26 protein-coding genes are annotated in these 26,156 nt (G+C 56.0%); 15 read left to right on the top strand and 11 right to left on the bottom strand.

From position 1 onward, the window contains the following. Positions 1-49: 49 nt before the first annotated feature. The 5 genes from guaD (at position 50) to dcp (ending at position 8,062) form a co-directional block, all read left to right on the top strand. Positions 50-1,378 (top strand): guanine deaminase, encoded by a 1,329-nt coding sequence (guaD, locus tag AC6I8W_RS10915; protein ID WP_497835028.1) that lies wholly within the window; start codon positions 50-52, stop codon positions 1,376-1,378. Next, the gene (gene xdhA / locus AC6I8W_RS10910; protein WP_497835027.1) at positions 1,375-2,817 is read left to right on the top strand and encodes a xanthine dehydrogenase small subunit; all 1,443 of its coding nucleotides are present in this window, start codon (positions 1,375-1,377) and stop codon (positions 2,815-2,817) included. Before guaD ends, xdhA begins: the two co-directional genes overlap by 4 nt. Then, positions 2,807-5,182 (top strand): xanthine dehydrogenase molybdopterin binding subunit, encoded by a 2,376-nt coding sequence (gene xdhB / locus AC6I8W_RS10905; protein WP_497835026.1) that lies wholly within the window; start codon positions 2,807-2,809, stop codon positions 5,180-5,182. Before xdhA ends, xdhB begins: the two co-directional genes overlap by 11 nt. Further along, positions 5,160-5,942, top strand: coding sequence for a xanthine dehydrogenase accessory protein XdhC (xdhC, locus tag AC6I8W_RS10900; protein WP_497838169.1), 783 nt, complete (start codon positions 5,160-5,162; stop codon positions 5,940-5,942). Before xdhB ends, xdhC begins: the two co-directional genes overlap by 23 nt. A 74-nt stretch (positions 5,943-6,016) precedes the next feature. After that, a complete protein-coding gene (gene dcp, locus AC6I8W_RS10895; RefSeq protein WP_497835025.1) occupies positions 6,017-8,062 on the top strand; it encodes a peptidyl-dipeptidase Dcp in 2,046 nt (681 codons plus the stop codon). Positions 8,063-8,132: 70 nt separating this feature from the next. Here dcp and hpxO read toward each other — a convergent pair whose 3' ends face one another. Next, complete coding sequence (hpxO, locus tag AC6I8W_RS10890) at positions 8,133-9,290, bottom strand: FAD-dependent urate hydroxylase HpxO (protein WP_497835024.1); 1,158 nt, start codon at positions 9,288-9,290, stop codon at positions 8,133-8,135. 312 nt (positions 9,291-9,602) lie between these two features. Between hpxO and AC6I8W_RS10885 the strand changes: the two genes are divergently transcribed. Together AC6I8W_RS10885 and AC6I8W_RS10880 are read left to right on the top strand one after the other, a co-directional pair. After that, the gene (locus tag AC6I8W_RS10885; RefSeq protein WP_497835023.1) at positions 9,603-9,842 is read left to right on the top strand and encodes a hypothetical protein; all 240 of its coding nucleotides are present in this window, start codon (positions 9,603-9,605) and stop codon (positions 9,840-9,842) included. A 75-nt stretch (positions 9,843-9,917) separates the two neighbouring features. Further along, complete coding sequence (locus tag AC6I8W_RS10880) at positions 9,918-11,177, top strand: acid phosphatase (RefSeq protein ID WP_497835022.1); 1,260 nt, start codon at positions 9,918-9,920, stop codon at positions 11,175-11,177. 77 nt (positions 11,178-11,254) lie between these two features. On the opposite strand, the gene AC6I8W_RS10875 is transcribed toward AC6I8W_RS10880, so the two are convergent. Together AC6I8W_RS10875 and AC6I8W_RS10870 are read right to left on the bottom strand one after the other, a co-directional pair. Further along, positions 11,255-11,584: a DHCW motif cupin fold protein gene (locus tag AC6I8W_RS10875; protein WP_497835021.1), complete on the bottom strand. Its 330-nt coding sequence runs from the start codon at positions 11,582-11,584 to the stop codon at positions 11,255-11,257. Positions 11,585-11,647: 63 nt separating this feature from the next. After that, positions 11,648-12,487 (bottom strand): class I fructose-bisphosphate aldolase, encoded by an 840-nt coding sequence (locus AC6I8W_RS10870; protein ID WP_497835020.1) that lies wholly within the window; start codon positions 12,485-12,487, stop codon positions 11,648-11,650. 162 nt (positions 12,488-12,649) lie between these two features. Between AC6I8W_RS10870 and AC6I8W_RS10865 the strand changes: the two genes are divergently transcribed. From AC6I8W_RS10865 to AC6I8W_RS10850, 4 genes are all read left to right on the top strand, one after another. Further along, complete coding sequence (locus AC6I8W_RS10865) at positions 12,650-13,093, top strand: GNAT family N-acetyltransferase (protein ID WP_497835019.1); 444 nt, start codon at positions 12,650-12,652, stop codon at positions 13,091-13,093. Positions 13,094-13,109: 16 nt separating this feature from the next. After that, positions 13,110-13,571, top strand: a complete 462-nt coding sequence (locus AC6I8W_RS10860; RefSeq protein ID WP_497835018.1) for a GNAT family N-acetyltransferase — start codon at positions 13,110-13,112, stop codon at positions 13,569-13,571. 15 nt (positions 13,572-13,586) lie between these two features. After that, entirely contained in the window at positions 13,587-13,982 is a 396-nt protein-coding gene (locus AC6I8W_RS10855; protein ID WP_013509118.1) for a VOC family protein, read from the top strand. Between the two features lie 89 nt (positions 13,983-14,071). After that, entirely contained in the window at positions 14,072-15,400 is a 1,329-nt protein-coding gene (locus AC6I8W_RS10850) for an NAD(P)/FAD-dependent oxidoreductase (protein WP_497835017.1), read from the top strand. A 3-nt stretch (positions 15,401-15,403) separates the two neighbouring features. Here AC6I8W_RS10850 and AC6I8W_RS10845 read toward each other — a convergent pair whose 3' ends face one another. The 5 genes from AC6I8W_RS10845 to AC6I8W_RS10825 are packed head-to-tail and all read right to left on the bottom strand — an operon-like array spanning position 15,404 to position 19,501. Then, positions 15,404-16,345, bottom strand: a complete 942-nt coding sequence (locus AC6I8W_RS10845) for an agmatinase (RefSeq protein ID WP_497835016.1) — start codon at positions 16,343-16,345, stop codon at positions 15,404-15,406. Continuing rightward, positions 16,335-17,111, bottom strand: coding sequence for an amino acid ABC transporter ATP-binding protein (locus AC6I8W_RS10840; protein ID WP_497835015.1), 777 nt, complete (start codon positions 17,109-17,111; stop codon positions 16,335-16,337). Before AC6I8W_RS10840 ends, AC6I8W_RS10845 begins: the two co-directional genes overlap by 11 nt. Then, positions 17,108-17,779 carry an amino acid ABC transporter permease gene (locus AC6I8W_RS10835; RefSeq protein WP_208723445.1) on the bottom strand — a complete coding sequence of 224 codons (672 nt, stop codon included), beginning with the start codon at positions 17,777-17,779 and terminating at the stop codon, positions 17,108-17,110. The genes AC6I8W_RS10840 and AC6I8W_RS10835 overlap by 4 nt, the downstream gene beginning before the upstream one ends. A gap of 12 nt (positions 17,780-17,791) precedes the next feature. After that, entirely contained in the window at positions 17,792-18,520 is a 729-nt protein-coding gene (locus tag AC6I8W_RS10830) for a transporter substrate-binding domain-containing protein (protein WP_497835014.1), read from the bottom strand. A 15-nt stretch (positions 18,521-18,535) separates the two neighbouring features. Beyond that, entirely contained in the window at positions 18,536-19,501 is a 966-nt protein-coding gene (locus AC6I8W_RS10825) for an agmatinase (protein ID WP_497835013.1), read from the bottom strand. A gap of 106 nt (positions 19,502-19,607) precedes the next feature. Here AC6I8W_RS10825 and AC6I8W_RS10820 point away from each other — a divergent pair, with 106 nt between their 5' ends. From AC6I8W_RS10820 to AC6I8W_RS10805, 4 genes are all read left to right on the top strand, one after another. Beyond that, positions 19,608-20,489, top strand: coding sequence for a LysR family transcriptional regulator (locus AC6I8W_RS10820; RefSeq protein WP_497835012.1), 882 nt, complete (start codon positions 19,608-19,610; stop codon positions 20,487-20,489). A gap of 201 nt (positions 20,490-20,690) precedes the next feature. After that, positions 20,691-21,125 (top strand): helix-turn-helix domain-containing protein, encoded by a 435-nt coding sequence (locus AC6I8W_RS10815; protein WP_497835011.1) that lies wholly within the window; start codon positions 20,691-20,693, stop codon positions 21,123-21,125. 115 nt (positions 21,126-21,240) lie between these two features. Continuing rightward, positions 21,241-22,242, top strand: a complete 1,002-nt coding sequence (gene gap, locus AC6I8W_RS10810; protein ID WP_497835010.1) for a type I glyceraldehyde-3-phosphate dehydrogenase — start codon at positions 21,241-21,243, stop codon at positions 22,240-22,242. 245 nt (positions 22,243-22,487) lie between these two features. Beyond that, positions 22,488-23,213, top strand: a complete 726-nt coding sequence (locus AC6I8W_RS10805; RefSeq protein WP_497835009.1) for a pirin family protein — start codon at positions 22,488-22,490, stop codon at positions 23,211-23,213. 39 nt (positions 23,214-23,252) lie between these two features. Here the strand turns inward: AC6I8W_RS10805 and AC6I8W_RS10800 are convergent, their stop codons facing one another. Genes AC6I8W_RS10800 through AC6I8W_RS10790 form a run of 3 tightly spaced genes read right to left on the bottom strand, consistent with a single transcriptional unit; the run spans position 23,253 to position 26,156 of the window. Beyond that, the gene (locus tag AC6I8W_RS10800) at positions 23,253-24,071 is read right to left on the bottom strand and encodes an alpha/beta fold hydrolase (protein ID WP_497835008.1); all 819 of its coding nucleotides are present in this window, start codon (positions 24,069-24,071) and stop codon (positions 23,253-23,255) included. 50 nt (positions 24,072-24,121) lie between these two features. Beyond that, positions 24,122-25,741, bottom strand: coding sequence for an MFS transporter (locus tag AC6I8W_RS10795; RefSeq protein WP_497835007.1), 1,620 nt, complete (start codon positions 25,739-25,741; stop codon positions 24,122-24,124). Next, positions 25,728-26,156 carry a DoxX family protein gene (locus AC6I8W_RS10790; RefSeq protein WP_497835006.1) on the bottom strand — a complete coding sequence of 143 codons (429 nt, stop codon included), beginning with the start codon at positions 26,154-26,156 and terminating at the stop codon, positions 25,728-25,730. The genes AC6I8W_RS10795 and AC6I8W_RS10790 overlap by 14 nt, the downstream gene beginning before the upstream one ends.

Below are 26,156 nucleotides of genomic sequence, written 5' to 3'. Positions count from 1 at the left end.
ATAAAAGGCCATCACCTGCCATAACAATGAGAAAGCAAGGAACCCTTTTATGCCTTTCGCATCCGAAACCACGCTGCGCGCCAGTTTTTTTGATTTTACTGGCGTAGCACATCAACCCGACACCATTGCTGACCAGGCACGCTACCTCGAAGACGGCGTACTTACGCTACACGACGGCAAAGTCGTCAGCTTAGAACCCTGGGAAAGCGCGCAGTCGCGTATTGACCCCGCCACGCTGACTGACCTGCGTGGCAAGCTGATCGTGCCGGGTTTTATCGATACCCATATCCACTATCCGCAAACCGAGATGATAGGGGCTTTTGGCGAGCAGCTGCTGGAGTGGCTGAACCAATACACTTTCCCGGTCGAAAGCCAGTATCACTGTCCCGATCATGCGGCGCAGATGTCAGCCTTTTTCCTGCATCAGCTGCTGGCGAATGGCACCACCACCGCGCTGGTATTTGGCACGGTGCATCCGCAATCGGTGGAAGCGCTGTTTAGCGCTGCGGAGCAGCTCAATATGCGTCTGATTGCCGGTAAGGTGATGATGGATCGTAATGCTCCGGCTTATCTGACCGAAACGCCGCAGGCCAGTTACCTGCAAACCCGCACCCTGATCGAGCGCTGGCACAACCGTGGCCGTCTGAGCTACGCGCTGACGCCTCGCTTTGCTCCGACCTCGTCGCCCCAGTTGCTGGAGAAAGTCCGTCAGCTGCGCGCCGAGTTTCCCGATACCTGGCTGCATACCCATCTGAGTGAAAATCCGCAGGAAATCGCCTGGGTTAAAGAACTGTTCCCGGAGCATGACGGTTATCTCGACGTGTATCACCAGCATCAACTCACCGGCAAACGCAGCGTCTTCGCTCACTGTCTGCATCTGGATGATCATGAATGGCAGTGCCTGCACGATACCGATTCGTCGATCGCCTTTTGCCCAACCTCCAATCTGTTTCTCGGCAGTGGATTGTTCAACATCAAACGCTGCTGGCAGCAGGGCGTACGCATGGGCATCGGCACCGACGTCGGTGCCGGCACAACCTTTAACCTGTTGCAGACCCTTGGCGAAGCCTACAAAGTCGGCCAGCTTCAGCGCTATAAACTCAGCGCCTGCGAAGCCTTTTACCATGCCACGCTGGGGGGAGCGCATGCGCTCGACCTCGACCATGCCATTGGCAACTTTAACCCCGGCAAAGAGGCAGATTTTGTTGTGCTCGATCCTGCCGTTTCCGCATTACAGCAATTGCGCTATGCCAACAGCAAAGATATCTGGGAAAAACTATTTGTGCTGATGACGCTGGGCGACGATCGCAACATCGCCCAAACCTGGGTCAACGGCCAGCCGGTCTGGCAACGGGAAAGCGGGGTAAAAGCGGCATGATTCAGTTTCTGCTTAATAACCGACTGGTCACTGAGCGTAATCTCGATCCGAACCTCAGCGTATTGAATTATCTGCGTAATCACCAGCAGCGTCGTGGCACCAAAGAAGGCTGTGCCTCCGGCGATTGCGGTGCCTGTACCGTGACGCTGGGGACAGTGGTGGAGGGGCGTATGCAGTATGAAACGGTCAACAGCTGCCTGACGCTGGTCAGCAGCCTGCAAGGAAAACAGTTGATTACCGTCGAGGATTTGCGCCAGGGGAGCGATCTGCACCCGGTACAGCAGGCGATGGTCGATTGCCATGGTTCGCAATGCGGCTACTGCACGCCGGGTTTTGTCATGTCACTTTTCACCTTACAAAAAAATAGCCACGGCTGGGACCGTCATCAGGCGGAGCAGGCGCTGGCCGGCAACCTGTGCCGCTGCACCGGTTATCGACCGATTATGGATGCGGCGCAGCAAGCCTGTGAATCCGCGGTGGACGATAACTTCAGCCAGAACGAAGCCAGCGTGGTGCAGCGTTTACAGGCGCTGGTCAGCAACGAGGTACAGATGCTGGAAGCCAACGGTAGCCGCTGCCTGGTGCCGAAAACCTTGTCGCAGCTGGCGGCTTTGTATCAGCAGCATCCGGACGCGCGCTTAGTGGCGGGCGGCACCGATCTGACGTTACAGATCACCCAGCACCATCAACGCATTCCGTTGCTGATTGCGCTGGAGCAGGTTGCCGAGCTGAAAGTGTGTAGCGAAGATGAGGCGCACTGGCGTCTGGGCGCCGGTGCCTCACTGCATCAGTGCGATCAGTTTCTCGCCACGCGCATTCCGGCATTTAGCCGCATGTTGGCGCGCTTTGCTTCGCTGCAAATTCGTCATCAGGGCACGCTGGGTGGCAACATCGGTAACGCCTCACCGATTGGTGATGCTGCCCCGATGTTGCTGGCGCTCAACGCTCACCTCGAATTGCAACAAGGGGAACAGTGTCGGGAAGTGCCGCTGGATCAATTCTTTACCGGCTATCGTCAGACGGTACTCCAACCCGGTGAGTTTATTCGCACCATCATTATTCCTCGCGTGACAGTGTCACCTGAATTTGTGGCCTGGAAGGTCTCCAAACGGCTCGATGATGATATTTCCGCCATTTTTGTTGCCATTAACCTCCAGGTAGAGAACGGTGTGGTGCAACATGCGCGCATCGCTTTTGGCGGCATGGCGGCCACGCCCAAACGGGCGTTGAACGCCGAAGCGGCACTCGTCGGTGCAGCATTGAGCCTGACAACCATCGAGGCGGCCTGCGCCGCCCTGAGCCAGGATTTCCAGCCGCTGAGCGATTTCCGCGCCAGCGCCGCCTACCGTTTGCAGGTGGCGCGCAATTTGCTGCGCCGCTACTACGCACAGGCCAGCGGCGAACTGACCATCGCAGAGGTGACGCGCTATGTCTCATAATCGCCCGCAATTGAATGAAACTTTGTTAAAAACCCAGTTTGACACCAGTATGCAAAGCGGTGTCGGGCGCAGCCACAAGCACGAAAGCGCTGATAAACATGTCTCCGGCGAAGCGATTTATATTGATGACAAACCCGACTTACCGGGCTTGTTGCACCTTTGCCCCTTACTCAGCCCACACGCTCACGCCCGGATTATCCGGCTGGATGTGCAGCCGTGCTATGCGGTGCCCGGCGTGGTCAGCGTGCTCACCTGGCGTGATGTGCCGGGCAGCAATGATGTTGGCCCGCTGGAACCCGGCGATCCCTTGCTGGCGCAGGACAAAGTCGAGTATCTCGGGCAGGTGGTGATTGCCGTGGCGGCAGATTCGCCGGAAGCGGCACGGGCGGGCGTCGAGGCGGCGATTGTCGAATATGAACCGTTACCGGCGATCCTTGATGTTTGCGCGGCGCTGGAACAGGGACATTTTGTCCAGCAACCCCATGTACATCAACGCGGCGATGCTGATGCGGCGCTGGCGCGTGCGCCACATCGTATTCAGGGCAGCTTCCACATTGGTGGTCAGGAACATTTTTACCTGGAAACCCAGACGGCGCTGGTGATCCCTGGCGAAGACAGCGCGCTCCAGGTGTTCTCCTCCACCCAGAACCCTACCGAAGTGCAGAAGCTGGTAGCCGAAGTGATGGGCATCAGTATGAACAACGTCACCATCGATATGCGGCGTATGGGCGGGGGCTTTGGTGGCAAAGAGACCCAGGCGGCAGGTGTCGCCTGCTTGTGCGCGATTGCGGCCCGTCAGACGCGTCGACCGGCAAAAATGCGCCTCGCACGCCGTGATGACATGCGCATCACCGGTAAGCGCCATCCGTTCTACGTGCGCTACGATGTTGGCTTCGATGGCGAGGGCCGTTTTTGCGGCGTGAAGATCGATCTGGCAGGAAATTGTGGTTTTTCCCTCGATCTTAGTGGATCGATAGTCGATCGAGCCATGTTCCATGCGGATAATGCTTATTATCTCGGTGACGCGCTGATTACCGGTTATCGCTGCCGCACTAACATTGCGTCAAATACCGCCTACCGTGGCTTTGGTGGACCGCAGGGTATGGTGGCGATTGAGCAGATCATGGATCACATCGCGCGCGAGTTGCAGCTCGATCCGCTGGAACTGCGCAAGCGAAACTACTATGGCAAGCAGGATCGCAACGTCACCCATTATCACCAGCAGGTGGAGGATAACCTGCTGGAGGAGATCACCACGCAACTGGAAACCAGTAGCGATTACACGGTACGGCGCGCAGAAATTCAGGCGTTCAATGCGACTAACCGCTTTATGAAACGCGGGTTGGCGCTGACGCCGGTGAAATTCGGCATCTCCTTTACCTCCAGCTTCCTGAATCAGGCGGGCGCGCTGATTCTGATCTACACCGATGGTACGGTGCAGCTGAATCACGGTGGCACCGAGATGGGCCAGGGCTTGAACACCAAAGTGGCGCAGATTGTGGCGGAAGTGCTGCAAATCGACATCAGCCATATCCAGGTGACCGCCACGGATACCGGCAAAGTGCCCAATACCTCGCCAACGGCGGCCTCCAGTGGGGCCGATCTTAACGGCAAAGCCGCGCAGGATGCGGCACAAACCTTGCGGGATCGCTTAACGGCGATGTTGTGCAAGCTACATCAATGCGAGCCTGAGCAGATCAGTTTCAGCAACGGGATCGTGCGCGTCAGGGAGCAGCATTTCACCTTCGCCGAGGTGTGCCAGCAGGCGTGGTTGAATCAGGTGCCGCTCTCCGCCACCGGTTTTTATCGCGTGCCGGGTATCCATTATGACCGCAACGCGGGACGCGGCACGCCGTTTTACTATTTCTCCTTCGGCGCGGCCTGTTGTGAGGTGCTGGTGGATACGCTCACCGGTGAATATCGCCTGCTGCGCGCCGATATCCTGCATGATGTCGGTGCATCGCTTAATCCGGCCATTGATATTGGTCAGGTGGAAGGGGGTTTCGTGCAGGGCATGGGCTGGCTGACCTGCGAAGAACTGGTATGGAACGATCAGGGCAAATTGCTCACTGACGGTCCGGCCAGCTACAAAATCCCGGCCATCAGTGATGTGCCAGCCGATCTGCGCGTTACCCTGGTGGAGAACCGTAAAAATCCAAAACAGACGGTGTTTCACTCCAAAGCGGTGGGCGAGCCACCGTTTATGCTGGGGATTGCAGTCTGGTGCGCGTTGCAGGATGCGGTCGCCAGCGTCGCGGAGTACCGTCAGCATCCGCTGCTGGATGCGCCAGCCACGCCGGAACGGGTTTTCTGGGGCGTTCAGCGCCTCTCGGGAGCAGATGATGATCTACCACGACTGGATTAGCGTACTGCACCGCCTGCGGGAAAAGCGGGAAAGTTGCGTGCTGGTAACCGTGCTGAGTGAGCGCGGTTCCGTGCCGCGTGACAGCGGCAGCAAAATGGTGGTCACCGCCAGCGACAGTTTTCTCACCATCGGCGGGGGGCATCTGGAGTATCAATGTATCGCCCAGGCGCGTGAGATGTTGCAGCAGCCGCGCAGTGCGCCGCATACGGAAGAGTTCGCGTTGGGGGCGCGACTTGGCCAGTGCTGTGGCGGCATGGCGACCATCTTGTTTGAACCGCTGATGCAGCAACAGCCGGAAATCCAGGTGTACGGTGCCGGGCATGTTGGGCAAGCGTTGGTGCAGCTGCTGGCGACGTTACCCTGTCACATTACCTGGATCGACAGCCGCGCCGTGCAGTTCCGCACGGTGCCGGAGGGCGTTACAGTACGTCAGGTGGATGACCCGCTGGATTGCGTGGCGGAAGCCGCACCGGGCAGCTATTTCGTGGTGATGACCCATCATCATCCGCTTGACCTGGCGCTGAGCGAAGCCATCCTGCGACGCGGCGATTTCTGCTATGCCGGGGTGATCGGCTCGGAGACCAAAGCGCAACGTTTCCGCTATCGCCTGGAAGGAAAAGGCATTGCGGCGGACACGCTGGCGCGTCTGCGTTGCCCGCTGGGCTTGCCGGATGTCAAAGGTAAGTTGCCTGCCGAAATCGCGGTAGCGGTGGCGGGTGAGATCATCAGTGTTTATCAGCGGCAGACGATGAGTTGTTGAGATGCGCTGAAACTGCCAGGATAGAAACATTCCGCCGGAGCTTGCTTCGGCGTTGCTGATGATCAGGAGCGATAATGAATTCAAGAGCCAATCCTTTCTTCACCGCCAGCACTTTGCCGTACCAAACCCCGCCGTTTGACCAGATTCAGGAAGACGATTTTCTCCCGGCGCTGGAAGCCGGAATTGAAGAAAAACGCCAGGAGGTAGCGGCGATCGCCAGCAATCCTGAACCTGCCAGCTTTGAAAATACTTATGAATCGCTGGAGCGCAGCGGGCAACTGCTCAGCCGCGTTAACCTGGTGTTTGGCGCCATGACCTCAGCCAACACCAGCGAGCGGCTTCAGGAAATTGATGAGCTGATCACCCCGAAACTGACTGCGCTGACCGATGAAATCACCCTGAACAGCCAGCTGTTCAGCCGACTGGATTATGTTTATCAGCATCGTGGCTCGCTGTGCCCGGATGCGGAAGCAATGCGCCTGACAGAGGTTGTCTGGCAGCATTTCAAACTGGCCGGTGCGGCACTGAATGACGCCGACAAAGCACAATTGCGTGCCTGCAATCAGGAGCTGGCGACGCTAGGCACCAAATTTGGCAACCGGCTGCTGGCCGCCAGCAAAGCGGGGGCGTATACCGTCAGCAATCCCGCCGCACTGGCCGGACTGAGCGACGAAGAACTGGCGCACGCCAAAGCCGCAGCCGAGGCGCGCGGCTTGTCTGGTGAATGGTTGCTGCCATTACAAAATACCACCCAGCAACCGGCGTTGCAGTCCCTGACCGTTCGCGCCACGCGTGAAGCGTTGTTCCAGCGTGCGTTGACGCGTTGTGAGCAGGGAGACGATAACGACACCCGTGCGCTGGTACTGCGCATGGCACAGCTACGCGCACAACGTGCCAGCCTGCTAGGTTTCAAAACCTATGCCGAGTGGGGCTTGCAGGATCAGATGGCGAAGACCCCGGAAGCCGCGTTCAGTTTTATGCGCAACATCGTGCCCGCGGCGCGTGAGCGCGCGGAACGCGAAGCGGCGGATATTCAGCTGGCCATTGAGCAGGCCCATCACAGTTTCCCGCTGCGCGCCTGGGACTGGAGCTTCTACGCTGAACAGGTGCGTAAAGCGAAATATGAGCTGGATGAAAGCCAGATTCGCCCGTACTTCGCGCTGGAGAACGTGCTGGAGAAAGGGGTGTTCTGGTCTGCCAGCCAGCTGTTTGGCATTCGCTTCAGCGAACGTCATGACCTGCCTGTGTACCATCCTGATGTGCGCGTGTATGAAATTTTCGACGCTGACGACACGCCGCTGGCGTTGTTCTATACCGATTTCTTCAAGCGCGATAATAAAAGCGGTGGCGCGTGGATGAGCAACTTTGTCGATCAGTCAACGCTGCTCGGCACCAAACCGGTGATCTACAACGTCTGCAACTACACCAAACCGGCCAGTGGGCAACCGGCATTGCTGAGTTGGGATGAGGTGATCACCCTGTTCCACGAGTTTGGTCACGCACTGCATGGCCTGTTCGCCTCGCAACGTTATGTCAGCATCTCCGGCACTGCCACGCCACGCGATTTTGTCGAATTCCCGTCACAAATAAACGAACACTGGGCCAGCAACCCGCAGGTGTTCGCCAACTATGCCTGCCATTATCAGAGCGGGGAGCCGATGCCTGCCGAACTGCGTGAAAAAATGGTGCGTGCGGCGACGTTCAACAAAGGTTATGACATGACCGAGTTGCTGGCAGCGGCGCTGCTGGATCTGCAATGGCACTCGTTGACCTGCGAGGATAATCCGCAAGATGTCAGCCATTTCGAACTCCAGGCACTGGCAGCGGAGAATATCGCGTTGAGCACGGTGCCGCCACGCTACCGGTCCAGCTATTTCCGCCATATATGGGGCGGCGGTTATGCGGCGGGTTATTACGCCTATATCTGGACGCAAATGCTGGCCGATGATGGCTACCAGGCGTTTGAGGAGCGGGGTGGTTTAACCCGCGAGAATGGTCAGCACTTCCGTGAGCAGATTTTGTCTCGCGGCAACAGCACCGATTTGCAGTATCTGTGGCTGGCCTGGCGCGGCAAAGCGCCGGAAATTGGCCCTATGCTGAAGAACCGGGGACTGTCATAACGACGCTTTTGACTGCACCGACCCGTAGCGGCGCGATTTATCGCGCGCCCTGGTCGGTGCATCATCTGGCTCAGCCCAGCGGCCCGCCCTCAATGGTGTCGCACATCCCGGCCAGCACGCGTTCGCCGGTTTCATTTTTCAGTTCCTGATACCAGGCGGCGGTGATCGCCGCATCTTTGGCGTGGGTAACGTCACAACGTTTACGTGCTTTCAGCACCAGGTCTTTGGTGCGTTCCACCCGGCGAGCCTGGTAACGCAGCAAGCCATCTTCGATGCCCAGCGAATGGGCGGCCAGTGTCTGTGCCAGCACAATCGCGTCTTCCATCGCAGCACAACCGCCCTGGCCGATATCCGGCGTGGTGCTGTGTGCCGCATCACCCAGCAGCGCCACCCGTCCTTTAACGAACTGGCTGAACGGTTCGATATCGTGAATCTCCACCCGGTTGGTGGTTTCCGGGTTAATCGCATCGATCAGGCGTTGTACCGGATCGGCCCAGCCCGCAAAGTAACCGTGCAGATCGGCCTTCAGCGTGCTGCGATCTTCCGGCAGGCCTTTCGGTAGCGGCACATCAAAGAAGAAGTAAAAACGGTTGCCGCTCACCGGCATCAGCGAAACACGTTTGCCTTCGCCGACGAAGGTGGTCCACTGATCCGCCGGAGCGATGCTTTCATCAATGGTCACCAACCCGTTCCAGTTAACATAACCGGCATAGCGACGTTCGACGCTTTCGCCCAGTACGTAATGGCGGATCACCGAATGGGTGCCGTCGGCGGCAACCAGGAAATCAGCCTGCTGCTGGCTGCCATCATCAAACCAGGCCGTCACGCCGCTGGCGGTTTGCTCCACCTGGGTAACGCGTTTGCCGAAGCCAATGCGCGACCGGCCATAGGTATCAATCAACATCGCCTGTAATTCCGCGCGTGCCACTGGGTAAGGATGCTCGCCAACCTGTTGCACCAGCGGATTCATGCTGAAGCGGGTCAGGGTAGCGCCGCTATGGGCATCGTTGTAGGCCATAAACGCCATATTGCCGCCCAGCGCCCGCAGCGATTCTTTCATCCCCAGCGCATTGAGGCATTTCACGCCATTGGGCCAAATAGAAATCGCCGCGCCGACCGGTTTCATCTCTTTTACTGCTTCAAACACCGCAGTGGTAAAGCCTGCTTTTTCCAGCGCAATCGCCGCACTCATCCCGCCAATACCCGCACCAATCACAATCGCTTTCATAACTTTCTCCTTTGCTATACCGGAACAGGCTTGCAACTTTTGTACCAATGGCGGGGAATTGTCTCTGCACAAGTCAATGCACTGATATTTATTGATATTAATCAATTTTTATCAGAGTTCCTTCAGAACGCTGCACAATGCTGACTCATTGCGTTGCACTAAAATAATGCATTATGCCGCCATCGAATGAATCATTGGTTTCAAGGGTAGCGGCGCGATTTATCGCGCAATATCGCACAACGACAAAAAGCCCGCGAAAAATCGCGCCGCGACAACCATACTTTTTCCAATCAATCACACGAGGGTAAGGCGATGAAGTGGACCATCCTGTTGCTGCTGCTCACCAGCATCGGCGCGACCGCACAACCCCGCTGGCAACCAGAGAGCAAATCCCCCATCCCGCAGCTCACGCCTGTCGCGGCGAAATGTGATGTGTCAGCCTGCCAGCAGAATTGTTATATCCAGCAATCACAATGTAACAATGATAAAAACGGTGCCTGTGGTTCACTGGCACAAATTTGTGTACAAAACTGTGCCAGCCAGTGCCGTTAACTGAAATAAAACTGTCACAACAGGGTGCTAGCGTGTTTCCCCGGCAAGGTAATATTCTGATAACAGGGGAAAATAATGAAAACCCGCTTCACTCTGATCGCTGCCCTGATGCTTCTGACGCAGCAGGCACAAGCGATCTCACTGCCGGACGCTGCGGCGCTCGCCAGTCAGACTTCAATCGGTTCTGCTCAGGCAAGTTACAACGATCTTGAACAGCAGATGCAAGAGGCATTGCGCACGGCGTTACAGGGTAACAATCCGCAACTGACGCGCAACCTGTTGGAAAAAGCCAAACAAACGCCAACCCAGGCGGATTACGCCTGGCTGAAAAGCAGCGGTTACGATTTCCAGACCAAAGCCAATCAGCAGGCAGGTATCGCACTGCTGGCCGGGTTTAGTTCGCTGCCGGCCAGCGTGCTGGATGCCAGTCGTGCCACCGTGACCAATATCAATCTGAACGCCACGCAGGGTACGCGCCATCAGGCGCTGGCCGATGCCGAAGGCATCAACCATCTTTATTTTCTCGCGGATGCGCTCGGCCCACGCCTCGGTAAAGCCTTTCTGGCCGCCTATGACAAAGGTGAACTGGGCAAAGCGGCGGCGCTGATTAAAGCCAGTGAAGTCAGCACCGGCGCGGCAAAAAAACACTTTAACTATCCCCGTCCGTTCCTGCATGAAGGTAACACCATCCATCTGGTGCCGGATGATGTGGTGGTTAAGGATAATCATCCTTACACCGCCGATGGCGGTTCTTTCCCCAGCGGGCATACCAACACCGGTTATACCGATGCGCTGTTGCTGGCGGAAATGGTGCCTGAACGCTTCGAAGCGTTGGTCACCCGTGGCGCGCGTTATGGCTACTCACGTCTGGTGCTGGGGGTACATTATCCGCTCGACGTGATGGGTTCACGCATGGTGGCGGAACGCAATGTGGCGAATTATCTTAACGATACCCGCTATCAGGCGTTATTCAGTGAAGCGCGCGATCAACTGCGTGCGGCGCTGGAGAAAGAATGCGGTACGTCGCTGGCGGAGTGCGCACGCACTACAGGCAAGGACGATCCTTACCGTGCGCCGCAGATGAAACAATTCTACCGTTTCACCCTGAGCTATAACCTGCCACAAGCAACCGGCAAAAATGTCGCAGTAACGGTGCCTGCCGGGGCGGAAGTGCTGTTGAAAACCGCGCTGCCGAAGCTGTCTGATGCTCAGCGTCGGGCGTTAATGGTGAAATCGGCGCTGCCAGGCGGCTATCCACTTTCCGGCAATGCGGATCAGTCATTCTGGCAACGTCTGGATTTGACAGCGGCTTACGCGCTGGCAACGCATCAGTAAAGGTCACCACCGCGCGATGAATCGCACCGCTACGGGATAATTGCGGTATTGGGTAGCGGCACGATTTATCGCGCAAATCAATCAACGATAAATAACTTCGCACCGGTTTCGGTTGAGGAACGGTGCGCTTCAGCGTTATCCGCCACCTGATAGCTGACGCCAGGCGTCAGGGTGAAACGGCGACCATCTTCCAGTTCTGTCACCATCTCACCTTCGAGACACAGCAAAATATGCCCCTTCAGACACCAGTGATCGGCCAGATAGCCTGGCGAATACTCCACCATGCGCACGCGAATATCGTTGAAACGTTGGGTACGCCACAAAGCAAAACCGCGATCGCCGGTATGGGTTTCCGCTTCAATCTGGTCCCATTGCGTGATGCCAAAGGGTAGCTGGTTAATTTGCATGTTGTCGATCCTTTCATCAGGTAGATGATTGTTTATACATGCATTTTAACCCGCTGCAAACCTTTATCCCTGCTGATAAATCTCCAGTGCATCCGGGCCACTGACCCCTTGATGAATGATCGCCATCAGCGCTTTTACCACCCGCGACGGGTTATCGTGCTGATAAACGTTACGCCCATACACCATGCCGCTGGCACCCTGTGCCATCAGCGCAGCGCTTTTTTGCAGCACCGCCCCCAGCTCGCCTTTACCACCGCCGCGTACCAGGGTTGGGCAACGCGCGGCTTCCACCACATGATGAAAGTCTTCAACGTTATCAGTGGGGTCAGCTTTGACGATATCGGCTCCCAGTTCGCGCGCCAGCCGCACCAGTGGCACGATTTTCTCTACATCACCCAGCGAACCATAAGCCGCACCCTGTCCGGCCGGGGCCATTACCAGCGGTTCAATCATTAACGGCATGGCGTAGCGATCGCAGGCCTGGCGCAGGCGGCCAATATTCTCAACACACATGCGAAAGATGCCAGGTTCATCCGGGATCAGATAGAGATTAACCACCACCGCAGCGGCATCCATCTGCAACGCCGCCAGAATCGGTTCTTCCGGGTTATGCAGCACCGCCCACATCTCACGGTGGCGGGCGGCGTTATAGGCATTCCCGACATCGGTACGCATCACCAGCGCCGGTTTGCGTCCCGCTTCGCGTTGCAACAAGTCGGCCTGGCCATAGTTAACCTGGATGGCATCCGGCTGGGCAGCGATCAGGTTGCGCATCACGCCTTCAATATTTTCCAGTCCGATCAGAAAATCCGGTTCATTGGCAATGCCGTGATCGATCGCCACATCGAGACATTTGCCCTGTTGAAACAGGCGATTCATGCGTACTTTTGGGGTGACTAACATGACGTGTTTCCTCCTGAAAAACCGCGAGATAAGAAAATCATTGTAAGTCCCGCTGCGTCTCAGCGGCCAATTACGGTGCCGCAGTTGTGAAGTTGTTCACTTAATTAGAAAAGGTTCTATAGTGGTGCGTCGTTGTGCCGAATGATTAATAAAGGAATAACTATGGAAATACGTGGGTTACGTGCTGACGATCGCACCGCATGGCAGTCATTGTGGCAGGGCTATCAACGTTTTTATCTCACCGAAATTAACGAAGAAACCACGCAGCTGACATTTCAGCGCTTGTTGACGGATACCGAACCGATGCATTGCCTGGTGGCAGAAGAGAACGGGGTATTGATCGGTGTGGTGCACTATCTGACGCATCGCAGCACCTGGACCGTCGGTGACTACTGTTATTTACAGGATCTTTTCGTAAGCGAAGCGGCGCGGGGCAAAGGGGCAGGGAAAGCGTTAATTCTGGCAGTTTATCAGCAGGCGGAAGCATTGGGCTGCTCGCGGGTGTACTGGACGACGCAGGAGTCCAACGCCACTGCGCGTAAGCTTTATGATCAGATCGCCAGTAAGACCGAATTTATTCAATATCGCAAATTGCTGGGTGCGTGATAACAGGAGTGCAGGGATGTTTGAGATCAAAACGACGTCCGCTCATGACCGCGATTTCCAACTGCTGGTGGCCGAACTGGATGCCTTTCAGAGCGTCCTCTATCCGGCGGAAAGCAACCATTGTCTTGATTTAACCACCGTTGCCGAGGATGCCCTGCATTGTGTCATCGCCACCGATGAGGCAGCACAGCCGGTTGGCTGTGGCGCGGTGTTGGTGCAGGAAGAAGGCAGCGCGGAATTAAAACGTATTTACGTGCGCAGCACCTGCCGGGGTAAACAATTGGGCGCAGCGATTGTGCAGCAGTTGGAAAAGATCGCGGTAGCACAAGGCTGTAACGTTACTCAACTGGAAACCGGTAATCAGCAGCTGGCCGCCGTTCGGCTGTATGAAAAAATGGGCTATCTCCAGTGCGATGCCTTCCAGCCATATCAGCCCGATCCGCTCAGCATCTTTATGATGCAAGCGCTTAAAGATTAACAAGGGAGTGAAGCAATGCGTACGCAAAAACGTTGTATGGGTTATGTGGCAATTGTGGTCGATGATTACGATCGCGCGATTGAATATTACACGCAAAAACTGGGTTTCCATTTAATTGAAGACACGCCGCAACCGGGTAAGCGCTGGGTGGTGGTGAATCCGAATCCGGAAAGCGACTGCAATTTATTGCTGGCGAAAGCTTCCAATCCACGGCAGGAACAATTTATTGGCAACCAGTGCGGCGGGCGGGTATTCCTGTTTCTGCAAACTGACGACTTCTGGCGCGATTACCAGCAGATGAAAGCGAATGGCGTCACGTTCTGCGAAGAACCGCGCGAAGAAGAATACGGCATGGTGGTGGTGTTCGAGGATATTTACGGCAACCGCTGGGATCTCTACCAGAACGCATAGTTGCAGACCGGCCATAAATATCTCCGATAGTTAATTATTGTCCGATAAATCAATAATGAGCGATAAGCCTGTGACCTTGAGGATGTGTGATGCGCGTAAAGATTGATGCAGTACCGGACAGCCCGTCGTTTCCCGATGCGGTTGACGTGGTAGTGATTGGCGGCGGGATTATTGGCACCTCGGTCACTTATGAACTGGCGAAACGGGGCGTGTCCGTGGCGCTATTGGAGAAAGGAGTGATGGCCGGTGAGCAATCCAGCCGCAACTGGGGCTGGGTGCGACAACAGAATCGCGATCTGTATGAGTTGCCGATGGCGATGTACAGCCTGCAACGCTGGTCCGAGTTGGGTGACGAAATTGGCATGGATTTAGGGTTTCGTCGTACCGGTATCCTGTATGGCACTACTGAAGCCGCCGATCTGGCGAAATGGGAGAGCTGGGGCAAGCAGGCGAAAAATATCGGTTTCCATAGCCAGATCTTATCCGCGAAAGAGGCGCAGGAGCGTATTGGCGGGAAAACGTCATGGCTGGGCGGCGTCTGGTCGCCCACCGATGGCCGCGCTGAACCTTCCCAGGCGGTGCCTGCGTTGGCGGTCGGGGCGCAAAAGCTGGGGGCCAATATCCAGCAACGTTGTGCCGTGCGCGGCCTGGACATCAGCGGTGGGCGGGTAACCGGCGTCTGGACCGAACGCGGGCTGATCAAAGCCAGCAAAGTGATCCTGTGTGGCGGTGCCTGGAGTTCACGTTTCTGTAACCGCTATGGTATTGATTTACCAGCCGCAAACATTATGGGCACCGCCTTCAAAACCACCGTCGCCGCCCAGGTGACAGAAGGGTGCCTGAGTGTGCCGGGACTGGCAATCCGCCGTCGACTGGATGGCAGCTATACCGTGGCGATTTCCGGGCGAGGACAAATCGATCTCGCACCACAAAACCTGCGCTATGCCACGCGCTTCTATCCAATGTACCGCAGCAAAATCGCCAAAAAACTCAAGATTCGCCTCAACGGATCCTTCTTTTCCGGCCCGGAAGCCGCCGGATCCTGGTCGATGGACGGGATCTCGCCGTTTGAAAAGATCCGCGTGCTCGATCCGGCAGCGGATAAGCAAATCCTGCGCGAAGCGATTGGCAAAATGATACATGAATTCCCGCAATTACAAGGGATTGCGGTTGATCATGCCTGGGGTGGCTGGATTGATACCACCCCGGATCTGGTGCCAATCATCGATGAGATCAGCCAAATTCCGGGGCTGATTGTCGCCAGCGGTTTTAGCGGTCATGGCTTTGGTATCGGTCCGGGAGCCGGAAAGTTGTGCGCGCAGATGGTGATGCACGATCAACCCTATACCGACTTGTCCCCTTATCGCTTAAGTCGCTTTGCCCGTGGCAATGCCATCCGTGAACCGCAGATGATGTAACGCTTATTGCAGCAGGTGACCCAGCATTTCCACCAGCAGATGAGCGGCAAGATAAGAGGTGACCCCCGTGGCGACATCCAGCTGCGGGTTAACCTCCACCAGGTCGATGCCCACCACCTCCATCCGCGCCATCAGCGCCAGCAGGGATTGCAGCAGTTCATCATATTGCATCCCGCCAGGTTCGGCAGATGCACAGCCGGGCACCAGCGCCATATCCAGCACATCAATATCCATGCTGATATAACATTTTTCCCCGGCAGGTAGATGGGCAAACAACGCGTTTGGGGAGCGCTGGCGGAACTGTTGCTGCGTGATAATGGTGCTGCCCTGTGCCGTGGCATCGCTAAATTCTGAGGGGCGCACCCGTCGGCTGCGAATGCCAATCTGCGTCAGGCTTTGTACTTGATCCAGCGCCATAATATGGCGGAAGGGCTGTCCGTTGCTGTAATGCACACCGTTGGTGACGGGGGCGAAATCAAGATGGGCATCGAACTGCACCACATGTAACGGCTCCTGAATGCCGCGAATTAGCGGCCAGGACACCGAATGATCGCCGCCTAACGCCACGGGAATTGCCTGACGCTGACGAATCAACTGCGTCATGGCGCTGATATTGTCATGGGTGCCCATCACATTGGTGGGCAACACATCCACATCACCGACATCGACCAGACGACCTTGCGTCACCACATCAGTCAGAAAATGTTGCTGACGTTCAATATCGAAGAAACCCGTTGGTGCGAAGCGCATCGAATGTTCCCGAATGCTGCGTGGAGCAAAGCGGGTGCCGGGCTGCCAGGGCGAACCTTCATCAAAGGGCACACCGAACACCGCCACCGCCGCATTCAATTCGCTCAGGCTGGCACAATAGTCAGCACGCAGAAAGGTGGGAATCCCGGTAAAAGCGCGGTTCAAACGTTCGCTGCCGCGCAGGTTAATGCTCATGTTTTTCTCCTGAGGAAATCAGCGCATGTTGCAACAACGCACGAGTACGCGGATGGGCAGGCGAGGAGAACAGTGTGCGGGTCGGGCCTTGTTCGACGATCACGCCATCCTCCATCACCACCAGTCGATCGGCGACCTCACGGGCAAAGTTCATTTCGTGCGTGACGATAATCATCGTCATACCGTCCTGCGCCAGTTGCTTCATCACCTGCAACACTTCCTGCGTCAGTTCGGGGTCGAGGGCTGAGGTGGGTTCGTCAAACAGCATCACCTCGGGCTGCAATGCCAGCGCACGGGCAATCGCGACACGTTGTTTCTGGCCGCCGGAAAGACTGGCGGGCATCGCCTGGGCCTTATGCGCCAGCCCGACTTTTTCCAGCAGTTCCAGCGCCAGTTGGCGGGCAAAGACGCGTCCCTGTTTCAGGATTTTATGCGGGCCAATGGCAACATTGTCGAGAATGGACAGATGGGGAAACAGGTTGAAGGATTGGAACACCATCCCCGCCTGACGTCGCAGGATATTCAGGTCCGGCTCGGTCAGCAGCTCACCATCCTGCAACAGCTGCTGGCCGCACAGACGGATACTGCCTTGCTGCGCCACTTCAAGGCCGTTGCAGCAGCGTAAAAAGGTGCTTTTACCGGAGCCGCTCGGGCCGATAATCACCACCACCTCACCGCGTGCTACTGCCAGGCTGACATCCTTCAGCACATGGTGCTGACCAAAATACTTATCGAGGTTAAGCGCCTCAATGATGGCTGTACTCATTGCACCATCCCCCCGGCACGCAGTTTTTTCTCCACCACGCGCAGCAACAGCATGGTGCTGCTGGTCATCAGCAGGTAGATAAAGGCAATCACGATGTAGACTTCCAACGAACGGTAGGAGACGCTGATCACTTTCTGCCCCTCGTGCATCAGATCGTGAATGGTCACCAGCGAGACCAGCGCGGAGTTTTTGGTTAACGCAATAAATTCGTTTGCCAGTGGCGGCACCATGCGTACCAACGCCTGCGGCAGAATAATCAGCCGCATCGCCTGGGCACCGGACATCCCCATGGAACGCGCCGCTTCGGTTTGCCCGCGGTCGATCGACAAAATGGCACCGCGCACCAGCTCCGAGACATAGGCCGCCGAATAGCATCCCAGACCGATAATACCGCAGACAAACGCCGGGATAACGATGTTGAAATAGGGCAGACCGAAATAGAGGATAAACAACTGCACCAGCAGCGGCGTGCCACGCACGAACACCACATAACTGTTGCACAGCCACCACACCAGTTTGCGCTGGGGATTGAGCCTCCCCAGACCGATTAGGGTGCCGAGGCAGCAGCTGATCAGCAGGGCGCAGAGGGTGACTTCAATCGTCACCCAGGCACCTGACAACAGCTCCGGCCAGGCAGCAAACGCGGGGGTAAAATCAAATTCAACCATGCTTACCCCGGCTTATTGTGCGGCGGTGCCGAACCATTTTTTCTGCAACGCGTCGTAAGTGCCGTCGGCTTTGATAGCTTTCAGCGCCTCATTGAGTTGCTGGCGCAGTTCCGGTTCACGTTTGCTGACCGCAATGCCGTACTCTTCATGGGTGAGGGGTTCCGGCAGAATCTGCGTGGTGCCACGGGTTTTGCTGTAGAGCAGCGCAGCCGGTTTACCCGTCACCACCGCATCGGCGCGGCCTGCTTCCAGTGAGTTAAACATCTCTTCGTTCTTTTCCACTTCCACGGTCTGGGCGCTGGGGAATTGATCCGCCAGCACTTTGACCGATTTGGTGCCGACCTGCACGGCAACGCGTTTACCGGCCAGGTCCTGCGGCGTTTTGATACGGGTGTCGCCTTTCTTCACCATCACCACCAGTCCGGCAGAGAAATAGGGATCGGTGAAATCCACCACTTTTTTGCGATCGTCGGTGATGTAGATCGCCGACAACACGATGTCCTGACGCCCGGCTAACACCGAGGGCACCATCGCTTTGAAATCCATATCGGTGTACACCAACGGACGGCCCATCTGTTTCGATAAGGCGGCGGCCAAATCCACATCAAAGCCGGTGCGCTGGTTGTTCTGAATATATTCCATTGGGGGGAAGGTGGGATCAATCGCCACCCGAATCGGTTCGGCGGCCTGGGACAAAGATGAAAACAGTAACGCACTAAGCAGAAGCGAACGAAAAGTCATACGTCCTCCAAAAGGTTAAACATTGCTGTCGCAGTAACCGGCGCGAATTGCTGCACCAATCAAATTGAGCACCAGACGGCCTGCGGTCATGCAGGATATCTGATGGACATCTTTGGCCGGTTGGATTTCGACGATATCCATCCCCACCACCCGGCCTTTTTTCACCAGCCCGTGAATCAGCTTACGTGCCTGAACAAAGGTCACGCCGCCCGGAGCCGGGCCTGCCACGGCAGGCATCACTGCCGGATCAAAACCATCGGCATCAATGGTCAGGTAATAGCGCCCGCCGTCCGGGATCTGTGCCAGAACCGCATCCATGCCGTGATCGTGCAGTTCGTAGGCGGTGATGATTTTGGCACCCCATTCACGGGCATAGTCCGCCTCTTCCTGGCGGGCGCTGCCTGAGGCGCGCATACCGATTTGAATAATGTCTTTAACGAACGGCAGCTCAGACGCGCGGCGCATCGGGCTGGATAAGCCGTCAGTCACCCCGTTGACTTCGTCACGCCAGTCAAGATGTGCATCAAGATGGACAATGGTGATCGGTCCCTGATCGTCAAAGGCACGCAGGATCGGATTGGTGATACCGTGATCGCCACCCAGCACGATGGGAATCGCGCCAGCGGCGAGAATTTTACGTACCGCCTGTTCGGCGCGGACGAAATGGCTGCGGGGATCATTGAGATCAGCCGGGACGTCACCACAGTCAACAAAACGCACATCATCCCGGCCCTGTAATAACGGCCCCTCAATATCGAAGTCGTAACGTTCGGGGCTGCGTATGACGCGATCGGAGGCCTGACGAATGGCGGTCGGGGCGCGAACCTGGTCGTTATTGTAGTCCTGCGGAGTGTAGGCAGCGCCGTATGGCATCCCCAGCACGGCAAAATGTGCTTGCAAATTATCGAGATCGAGGGCTAATTCGGAAAACAGCAGTGATTTATGATTAGTTTGCGGTGGCACTGTTAACGGTAAAGACATAATGATTTCCTGGTATTGGCGAAAAACGAACTGAGGCGAGTGTAGGGATACGGGTTTACCAGGAAAACTGATCTTATTTGCAAGCACGGTTACGGAAACAGCAACCATGAAACCCCGGACACTGAATGAAAAAGACTTGCGCGCCTTACGAATATTCTGCGTGGTGGCGCAATCTGGCGGATTTTCTGCTGCTGAGAAAACCCTGAATATGACCAAGGCGACCATTAGTCGTCAGATCAAATCGATCGAAGAAACCCTCGGGACGGCGCTCTGTACCCGCGGCCCGAAAGGCTTTGAGCTGACGGTCGCGGGGGAGTCAGCACTGCTGTATGCCCGCGAAGCGTTAGGGGCGCTGGATCGTATCTTCCCGGCGATGGATGCCAGTCGTGGGGTGATTTCCGGGCCGTTGGTGATGGGCATCACCGACAATGTCATCAGTCACAGCGGCTCACATTTACAACAGGCGCTGCGCGCGCTGCGGCACCATGCTCCGGGTGTCCAGCTATCGTTGAGCGTGATGGCGGGGTCGCAATTGATTCAGGCATTGCTGGACAGACGGCTGGACATTGTCATCAAAGGGGTGATGGATTATCAGAAAACCCCATCGTTGCACTATGCCGAGTTATTTGACGAATCACATGGCCTGTATACGCTGGCTGGCAGTGAGTTGCGTGCGCGGCAACTGCCGCTGGTCTGGCGCGCGCAGCAACCCTTTGTCGAGGACGCTTTGGCACGCCTGCATCTGAGCCGTGGACCGGAGGCCGTTGGTATTGAAGCCGTGGCGATGCTGATTGCGGCGGGCGACGTGGTGGGTATCTTGCCGCACCATTATGCGCAACTGATGCAGACGCGTTTTCCGCTGGTCAGGGTGCCTGATTCTCCGACATGGACCGTGACCCATTATGCCGTCACCCATGCTGCTTATCCGGTCTCTCCGGCAGCAGAACAAATGATCAGTGAACTGCGCCTGGCGCAGCAGATAGAATAAATACCTGATAATCAGATTTGGTTATGGCTGGCCGAGGCGTGTTTGTGCCAGATATAAATAATTCATATCAAAAGCGCGCGATAAATCGCGCCGCTACCAAAGAATCAATTATCCCTTCGTATACCTATCCATTTGTATAACTACCTTTTCCGGCGGTCATGATTGATATTGTTCCTCATTCTCTGCACGGCTGGGGGTGATATGACCGCTATCACTGTGACAAAACCGTTTTTGCCGACCTTCTATCCAACGCATGACAAAATGATTTATTCGGTGGTGGATGACATTATTCACTGGATTGAAGCGAACCTGTATGACGAAACCATTCGTGTCAGCACCGTAACCGGCAAAAGCGGTTACGGTCACTGGCATTTCCAGCGTATCTTCCGTGAAGTCACTGGCTATAACCTCGGCGAGTACATGCGGCTGCGCAGAGTGATCAGATCGACGTTCTCAATCATCCACAGCGAGAAAACCCTGCTGCAGATCGCTGTCGAAAATGGTTTTACCAGTCAGCAAACCTTCACCCGCGTGTATAAAAAATATCTTCACGCTACCCCAGGTGAAGTCAGGGGACAGTTTGCTAACGATAAAAGCGCGTTTTTGCGCATCACGAAAAATTTGATGAAAAGATAAAGGCTTAGTGCCAGTGCGCACAGAATGCGTGGGGGGCAGGTGGTGGTTGCGTTAATTTAATTGTCATCTTTCCCGGTTGTCATTGAATTCCTCTTACCTGTTAAGGATTTCTGTCATGAAAAAAATCGGTATTAACGGCTTCGGACGTATCGGTCGCCTGGTGCTGCGTCGTCTGCTGGAACAACAAGAACCCGTTGAAATTGTTGCTATCAACGATCTCACCTCGCCAGAAATGTTGGCTTATCTGCTGAAGTATGACTCCAACTATGGCGCTTTCCCGGCCACGGTCAGCGCGGATGGGCAGAGCCTGGTGGTTGGCGGCAACAGCATCAAGGTGTTTGCCGAGAAAGAGGCGAAGAACATTCCCTGGGGTGATCTCGGCGTGGATGTCGTCATTGAATGTACCGGTTTCTACACCTCGGCGGAAAAAGCCCAGGCGCACCTTGATGCCGGGGCGAAAAAGGTGCTGATCTCAGCCCCAGCCGGGGAGATGAAAACCATCGTCTTCAACGTCAATGATGACACCCTGACCGCCGATGACACCATTATCTCGGTGGCATCCTGTACCACCAACTGCCTGGCGCCGATGGCGAAAGCGTTGAACGACAGCTTTGGTATCAAGGTCGGCACCATGACCACCGTTCACGCCTACACCGGCACTCAAGCGCTGGTGGATGGGCCACGTGGTAAGGATTTCCGTGCCTCACGTGCGGCGGCAGAGAACGTGATCCCACATACTACCGGTGCCGCCAAAGCCATTGGTCTGGTGATCCCGGCGCTTTCCGGCAAGCTGAAAGGGCACGCGCAGCGTGTACCGGTAAAAACCGGTTCAGTGACCGAGCTGGTGTCGGTGCTGGATAAAAAGGTAACGGTGGAAGAGATCAACGCCGCGTTGAAACTGGCGTGTGAAAACAACGAATCCTTTAAATACACCGACGACCCGATTGTCTCTTCCGATGTGGTCGGCCTGCCGTTTGGCTCGATTTTCGATGCTACCCAGACGGAAATCAGCGCAGCCGGTGATATCCAGCTGGTAAAAACCGTGTCGTGGTACGACAACGAATACGGATTTGTCACCCAGTTGGTGCGGGTGCTGCATAAGTTCTCCAATCTGTAATTGCCTGACGCGCGATAAATCGCGCCGCTACAAACCGGCAGTAGCAGCGTGATTTATCGTGTCCCGGCAGAGTTCCGTAGCAGCGCGATTTATCGCGCTTTTTTATCGCCCAATTGTCCACTTAAACGTTACACTGATTGCATTTTGACGTAATTGTTCGGCAAATTTGTTTACCTTAATCTGTGTTCAACGAAGGGACATCACCCCCTTTATCCGGTTAAACACAGAACATTGAGGAGCAAAACATGATTGAACAACGCCTGTCAGAACAACGCGGTGTCGGCGCCCACGGCTGGTTACATTCACACCACACCTTCTCATTCGCCAACTATTGGGACCCAAAACAGGTAGGCTTTTCTGACCTGTTGGTGATTAATGATGACCGGGTGGCAAAAGCCCGGGGCTTTGGCGCTCACCCGCATAGCAATATGGAGATAATCTCCTATGTGTTGGAAGGCGCGCTGGAACATAAAGACTCAATGGGCACCGGCTCGGTTATCGTCCCTGGTGATGTGCAACTGATGAGCGCCGGTAGTGGTGTGACGCACAGCGAGTTTAACCACTCCAGTGAAAACGGAGTGCATTTCCTACAAATCTGGGTAGTGCCGGAGGAGAAAAACACCCCGCCGGGTTATCAGCAGATCTCGGTGCCTGACAACGAAAAACGTGGCAATCTGCGGCTGATTGCCTCACCGGAAGGTGAGGATGGGGCGCTCAGCATCCGTCAGGATGTGCGGATTTACGCCGGGTTATTTGATCAGGGCGAGCAGCAGACCATCACCCTGGGCGATGATCGCTACGCCTATATTCATGTGGCACGCGGTAGCGTCACGGTGAATGGGGTGACATTCAAAGCCGGAGATGGTGCGCGAGTACGTGATGAGAAAACGCTGACATTTAGCGACGGCGAGGCGGCAGAAGTGCTGTTGTTTGATCTGCGCCCGCTGGAAGTGAACCATCCTTCACGTTAAGCCAGGATAGCGGCGCGAGATATCGCGCCGCTGAATGAATTAACGTTGCAGAAAAGCCAGCAGGTCTTCATTCAACTGATCCTGATGGGTCACAGCGAAACCGTGCGGACCATTTTCATACACCTTCAATTCCGCGCCAGGGATCATCTCTGCCGCCACTTTACCGGTGGTGGCAAACGGCACAATCTGATCGTTGCTGCCGTGGATAACCAAGGTCGGAACGTCCACTTTGGCGATATCGGTGCGGAAATCGGTTTCAGAAAACGCGGTCACACAATCCAGTGTGCCTTTCAGCGACGCCAGCAGCGCGATATTCAGCGTCTGAGTCAGCACCCCTTCAGAGACGGTCTGACCGGCGTTGGTGCCATAAAAAGGTGCGGCAAAATCCTGGATAAACTGCGCACGATCTTTGCGTAACCCCTCGCGAATCCCGGCAAATACCGACAAATCGACACCCTCGGGATAATCTGCTGCTTTACCAAAGATAGGAGTAACCGCACCCAGCAGCACCAGGCTGGTAACACGTGCGCTGCCGTAATTACCGATATAACGGGTAACATCACCACCGCCCATCGAGAAGCCCACCAGCGTCACTTTATCCAGCCCCAGATGGTTGATCAGATCGTTAATGTCGGAGGCGAAGGTATCGTAGTCGTAACCCTGCCACGGCTGATCGGAACGACCAAATCCGCGACGGTCAAAGGCAATAACGCGATAGCCACGTTCGGCGAGGAAATTCATCTGGCTATCCCACATATCCGCGTCCAACGGCCAGCCGTGACTGAATAGCACCGGCTTACCCTTGCCCCAGTCTTTAAAATAAATCTGCGTACCATCTGTGGTTTTAAACGTGCTCATTGCATGGACCTCTTATTGCTGTTGTGGGTTGATATGGCAGGGTTGCGGCCTCAAGCCGGTGCAACCAGATAACGAACGTCGGGCAAGCTCTCGCCCTGATGGAAGGCGTAAACCCGGCTCTGGATTTTGCGGTCGTTCATGGTGTAGCGCTCCTTTTCACGCAGGTGTTCCATCCACGAACCGACGACAAAGGTTTCCACAAAAATGCCGGGTTGCAGCACGTCTTCATAAATTGACCAGTTGATGGCCCCGCCACGGCGACGTACCCGGCGCATATCCTGCATACACACCGTGAAATCATGGGCATCTTCACTACGGATCAGATATTCATAGCTCACCATTACCGGGCCACGATTGTGGTGGATATCGGGCACCGGACTGCTATCGGCCTCGTTGAGGATCTCCAGATTCAAATCCGGATCCTGATCGAGTCGCCAACGCCAGACGGTGACACTGGAGAGAAACATGCCGACTGCGGCGAAGGTCAGCGACAGCGGGATGGAGAAATGGGCCGCCAATTGTCCCCATAAGGCACTGCCGACGGTCATTGAGCCGAAAAACACCGTCAGGTAAACCGCCAGCGCACGCGCTTTCACCCATTTCGCCGCGCTACGCTGCGCGCCGAGATTCAGAGTCGAAAGCACCGCAATCCAGGCAAAGCCGGTAAAGAATTCACAGGCGTTGAGCCACCAGAAATGACGAATCCAGGCCAGCGCCAGCATCGTCAAACCAAACATGATGCTGGCGAGAACCATCAGGCGGTCGGCGCTGAATTTTTTGCGTAACCCCGGCAGCAGCACCGCGCCACAGATGGCACCGACGCCGATACAGGCCAACATAATGCCGTAGCCACCAGGCCCGAGACCGAGTTCCCGCCGGGCGACCAACGGCAACAACGCCCATCCGGCACTGCCAAACAGGAAAAAGGCAAAGGTACGTACCAGCACGTTACGGAACACCGGGGCGGCATGGACGTAGCGTAACCCCACCCGCACCGCCGGGAAGAAGTGTTCTGGTGGCAGGCGCTGGATGCTGGGTGCGGCTTTCCAGCGATACAACACCCAGGCCACGCCCAGCACCGACAGGGCATTAAGCAGAAACACCATCCACGGACCGGCAAAGGAGAGGATCAGGCCACCCAGTGCCGGCCCGATAGCGCGGCTGATATTAATACCGAGTGAGTTAAGGGCGATGGCCGGTCCCAGCTCATGTTTATCCACCAGATCCGGCACGATAGCCTGGAAGGGCGGTGAACTCATCGCGGCACCGGTACTGAGCAGGAAGGCGGCCACCAGCAGTACCCACGGCGTCACTAGCCCAAAAAAGGAGAGCAACGTCAGACCGGCGGCGGCGATAAATACCCACAGTTGGGAAAACAGCAAATATTTACGCCGATCGACGATGTCAGCCATCACCCCGGAAGGCAGTGCGAACAGAAACATCGGCAGGCTGCTGGCAGCCTGCACCAGCGCCACCGCTAGCGGATCGGCGCTGAGCGTCAGCATGCTCCAGTTAACGCCGACATCGTTCATCCATGAACCGATGTTGGAAACCACCGTTGCCAGCCACAGCATACGGAAAACTGGCTGATGCAACGGTTGCCACGGCGAGGCTGCTTGCGGTGGTAATTCCGTCACCACCGCGCTGTGCATATCGTTAACCTGTGCCATGACGCAGCTCCTGTTTGGGTTTGACGCCGATACGCCATGCGCCCGGTCCGGTGAGAGCCAGGGTGGTGAAAATGATCAACAGCAACCAGCCAAACTGGCCGTCAGCTATCGACCAGTCCGGGTGCACCACCAGCATCGCCACCAGTAGCACGCCGATGATGGGCAGACAGGCGAGGCGTGACCACCAGCCGAGGATGATCAAAATCGGACAGATCACCTCGGCGACGATCGCCGGAATCAGGCTCATATATGGCCCCATGCCGAACGGGTCTTCAATGCGCGTCAGTTCCTGCTGGAAATGAAACACCTTAGGCAGACCATGCACATGCAACAACAACAGGCTGCCGGTCAGGCGCAGGAAGAACAGCCCCAGATCGATCCGGGGCGGGAGTGAGAAAACCGATGACGTTTTCAT

The organism is Pantoea sp. X-Soil-TKNS-1211, from assembly GCF_059730495.1.
Note: the sequence above shows the minus strand (reverse complement) of the source record. Positions and strands in the feature narration are given on the sequence as shown.

Bases quoted from the DNA above. Each gene is read 5' to 3' on its own strand.
- AC6I8W_RS10840 (WP_497835015.1), bottom strand. From the start codon at position 17,111: ATGAGTACAGCCATCATTGAGGCGCTTAACCTCGATAAGTATTTTGGT.
- AC6I8W_RS10805 (WP_497835009.1), top strand. From the start codon at position 22,488: ATGATTGAACAACGCCTGTCAGAACAACGCGGTGTCGGCGCCCACGGC.
- AC6I8W_RS10850 (WP_497835017.1), top strand. From the start codon at position 14,072: ATGCGCGTAAAGATTGATGCAGTACCGGACAGCCCGTCGTTTCCCGAT.
- AC6I8W_RS10795 (WP_497835007.1), bottom strand. From the start codon at position 25,741: ATGGCACAGGTTAACGATATGCACAGCGCGGTGGTGACGGAATTACCA.
- AC6I8W_RS10800 (WP_497835008.1), bottom strand. From the start codon at position 24,071: ATGAGCACGTTTAAAACCACAGATGGTACGCAGATTTATTTTAAAGAC.
- gap (WP_497835010.1), top strand. From the start codon at position 21,241: ATGAAAAAAATCGGTATTAACGGCTTCGGACGTATCGGTCGCCTGGTG.
- AC6I8W_RS10820 (WP_497835012.1), top strand. From the start codon at position 19,608: ATGAAACCCCGGACACTGAATGAAAAAGACTTGCGCGCCTTACGAATA.
- AC6I8W_RS10835 (WP_208723445.1), bottom strand. From the start codon at position 17,779: ATGGTTGAATTTGATTTTACCCCCGCGTTTGCTGCCTGGCCGGAGCTG.
- guaD (WP_497835028.1), top strand. From the start codon at position 50: ATGCCTTTCGCATCCGAAACCACGCTGCGCGCCAGTTTTTTTGATTTT.
- AC6I8W_RS10865 (WP_497835019.1), top strand. From the start codon at position 12,650: ATGGAAATACGTGGGTTACGTGCTGACGATCGCACCGCATGGCAGTCA.
- AC6I8W_RS10825 (WP_497835013.1), bottom strand. From the start codon at position 19,501: ATGTCTTTACCGTTAACAGTGCCACCGCAAACTAATCATAAATCACTG.
- AC6I8W_RS10815 (WP_497835011.1), top strand. From the start codon at position 20,691: ATGACCGCTATCACTGTGACAAAACCGTTTTTGCCGACCTTCTATCCA.
- AC6I8W_RS10885 (WP_497835023.1), top strand. From the start codon at position 9,603: ATGAAGTGGACCATCCTGTTGCTGCTGCTCACCAGCATCGGCGCGACC.
- xdhA (WP_497835027.1), top strand. From the start codon at position 1,375: ATGATTCAGTTTCTGCTTAATAACCGACTGGTCACTGAGCGTAATCTC.
- dcp (WP_497835025.1), top strand. From the start codon at position 6,017: ATGAATTCAAGAGCCAATCCTTTCTTCACCGCCAGCACTTTGCCGTAC.
- AC6I8W_RS10845 (WP_497835016.1), bottom strand. From the start codon at position 16,345: ATGAGCATTAACCTGCGCGGCAGCGAACGTTTGAACCGCGCTTTTACC.
- AC6I8W_RS10875 (WP_497835021.1), bottom strand. From the start codon at position 11,584: ATGCAAATTAACCAGCTACCCTTTGGCATCACGCAATGGGACCAGATT.
- AC6I8W_RS10830 (WP_497835014.1), bottom strand. From the start codon at position 18,520: ATGACTTTTCGTTCGCTTCTGCTTAGTGCGTTACTGTTTTCATCTTTG.
- xdhB (WP_497835026.1), top strand. From the start codon at position 2,807: ATGTCTCATAATCGCCCGCAATTGAATGAAACTTTGTTAAAAACCCAG.
- hpxO (WP_497835024.1), bottom strand. From the start codon at position 9,290: ATGAAAGCGATTGTGATTGGTGCGGGTATTGGCGGGATGAGTGCGGCG.
- AC6I8W_RS10860 (WP_497835018.1), top strand. From the start codon at position 13,110: ATGTTTGAGATCAAAACGACGTCCGCTCATGACCGCGATTTCCAACTG.
- AC6I8W_RS10870 (WP_497835020.1), bottom strand. From the start codon at position 12,487: ATGTTAGTCACCCCAAAAGTACGCATGAATCGCCTGTTTCAACAGGGC.
- AC6I8W_RS10790 (WP_497835006.1), bottom strand. From the start codon at position 26,156: ATGAAAACGTCATCGGTTTTCTCACTCCCGCCCCGGATCGATCTGGGG.
- AC6I8W_RS10880 (WP_497835022.1), top strand. From the start codon at position 9,918: ATGAAAACCCGCTTCACTCTGATCGCTGCCCTGATGCTTCTGACGCAG.
- xdhC (WP_497838169.1), top strand. From the start codon at position 5,160: ATGATCTACCACGACTGGATTAGCGTACTGCACCGCCTGCGGGAAAAG.
- AC6I8W_RS10855 (WP_013509118.1), top strand. From the start codon at position 13,587: ATGCGTACGCAAAAACGTTGTATGGGTTATGTGGCAATTGTGGTCGAT.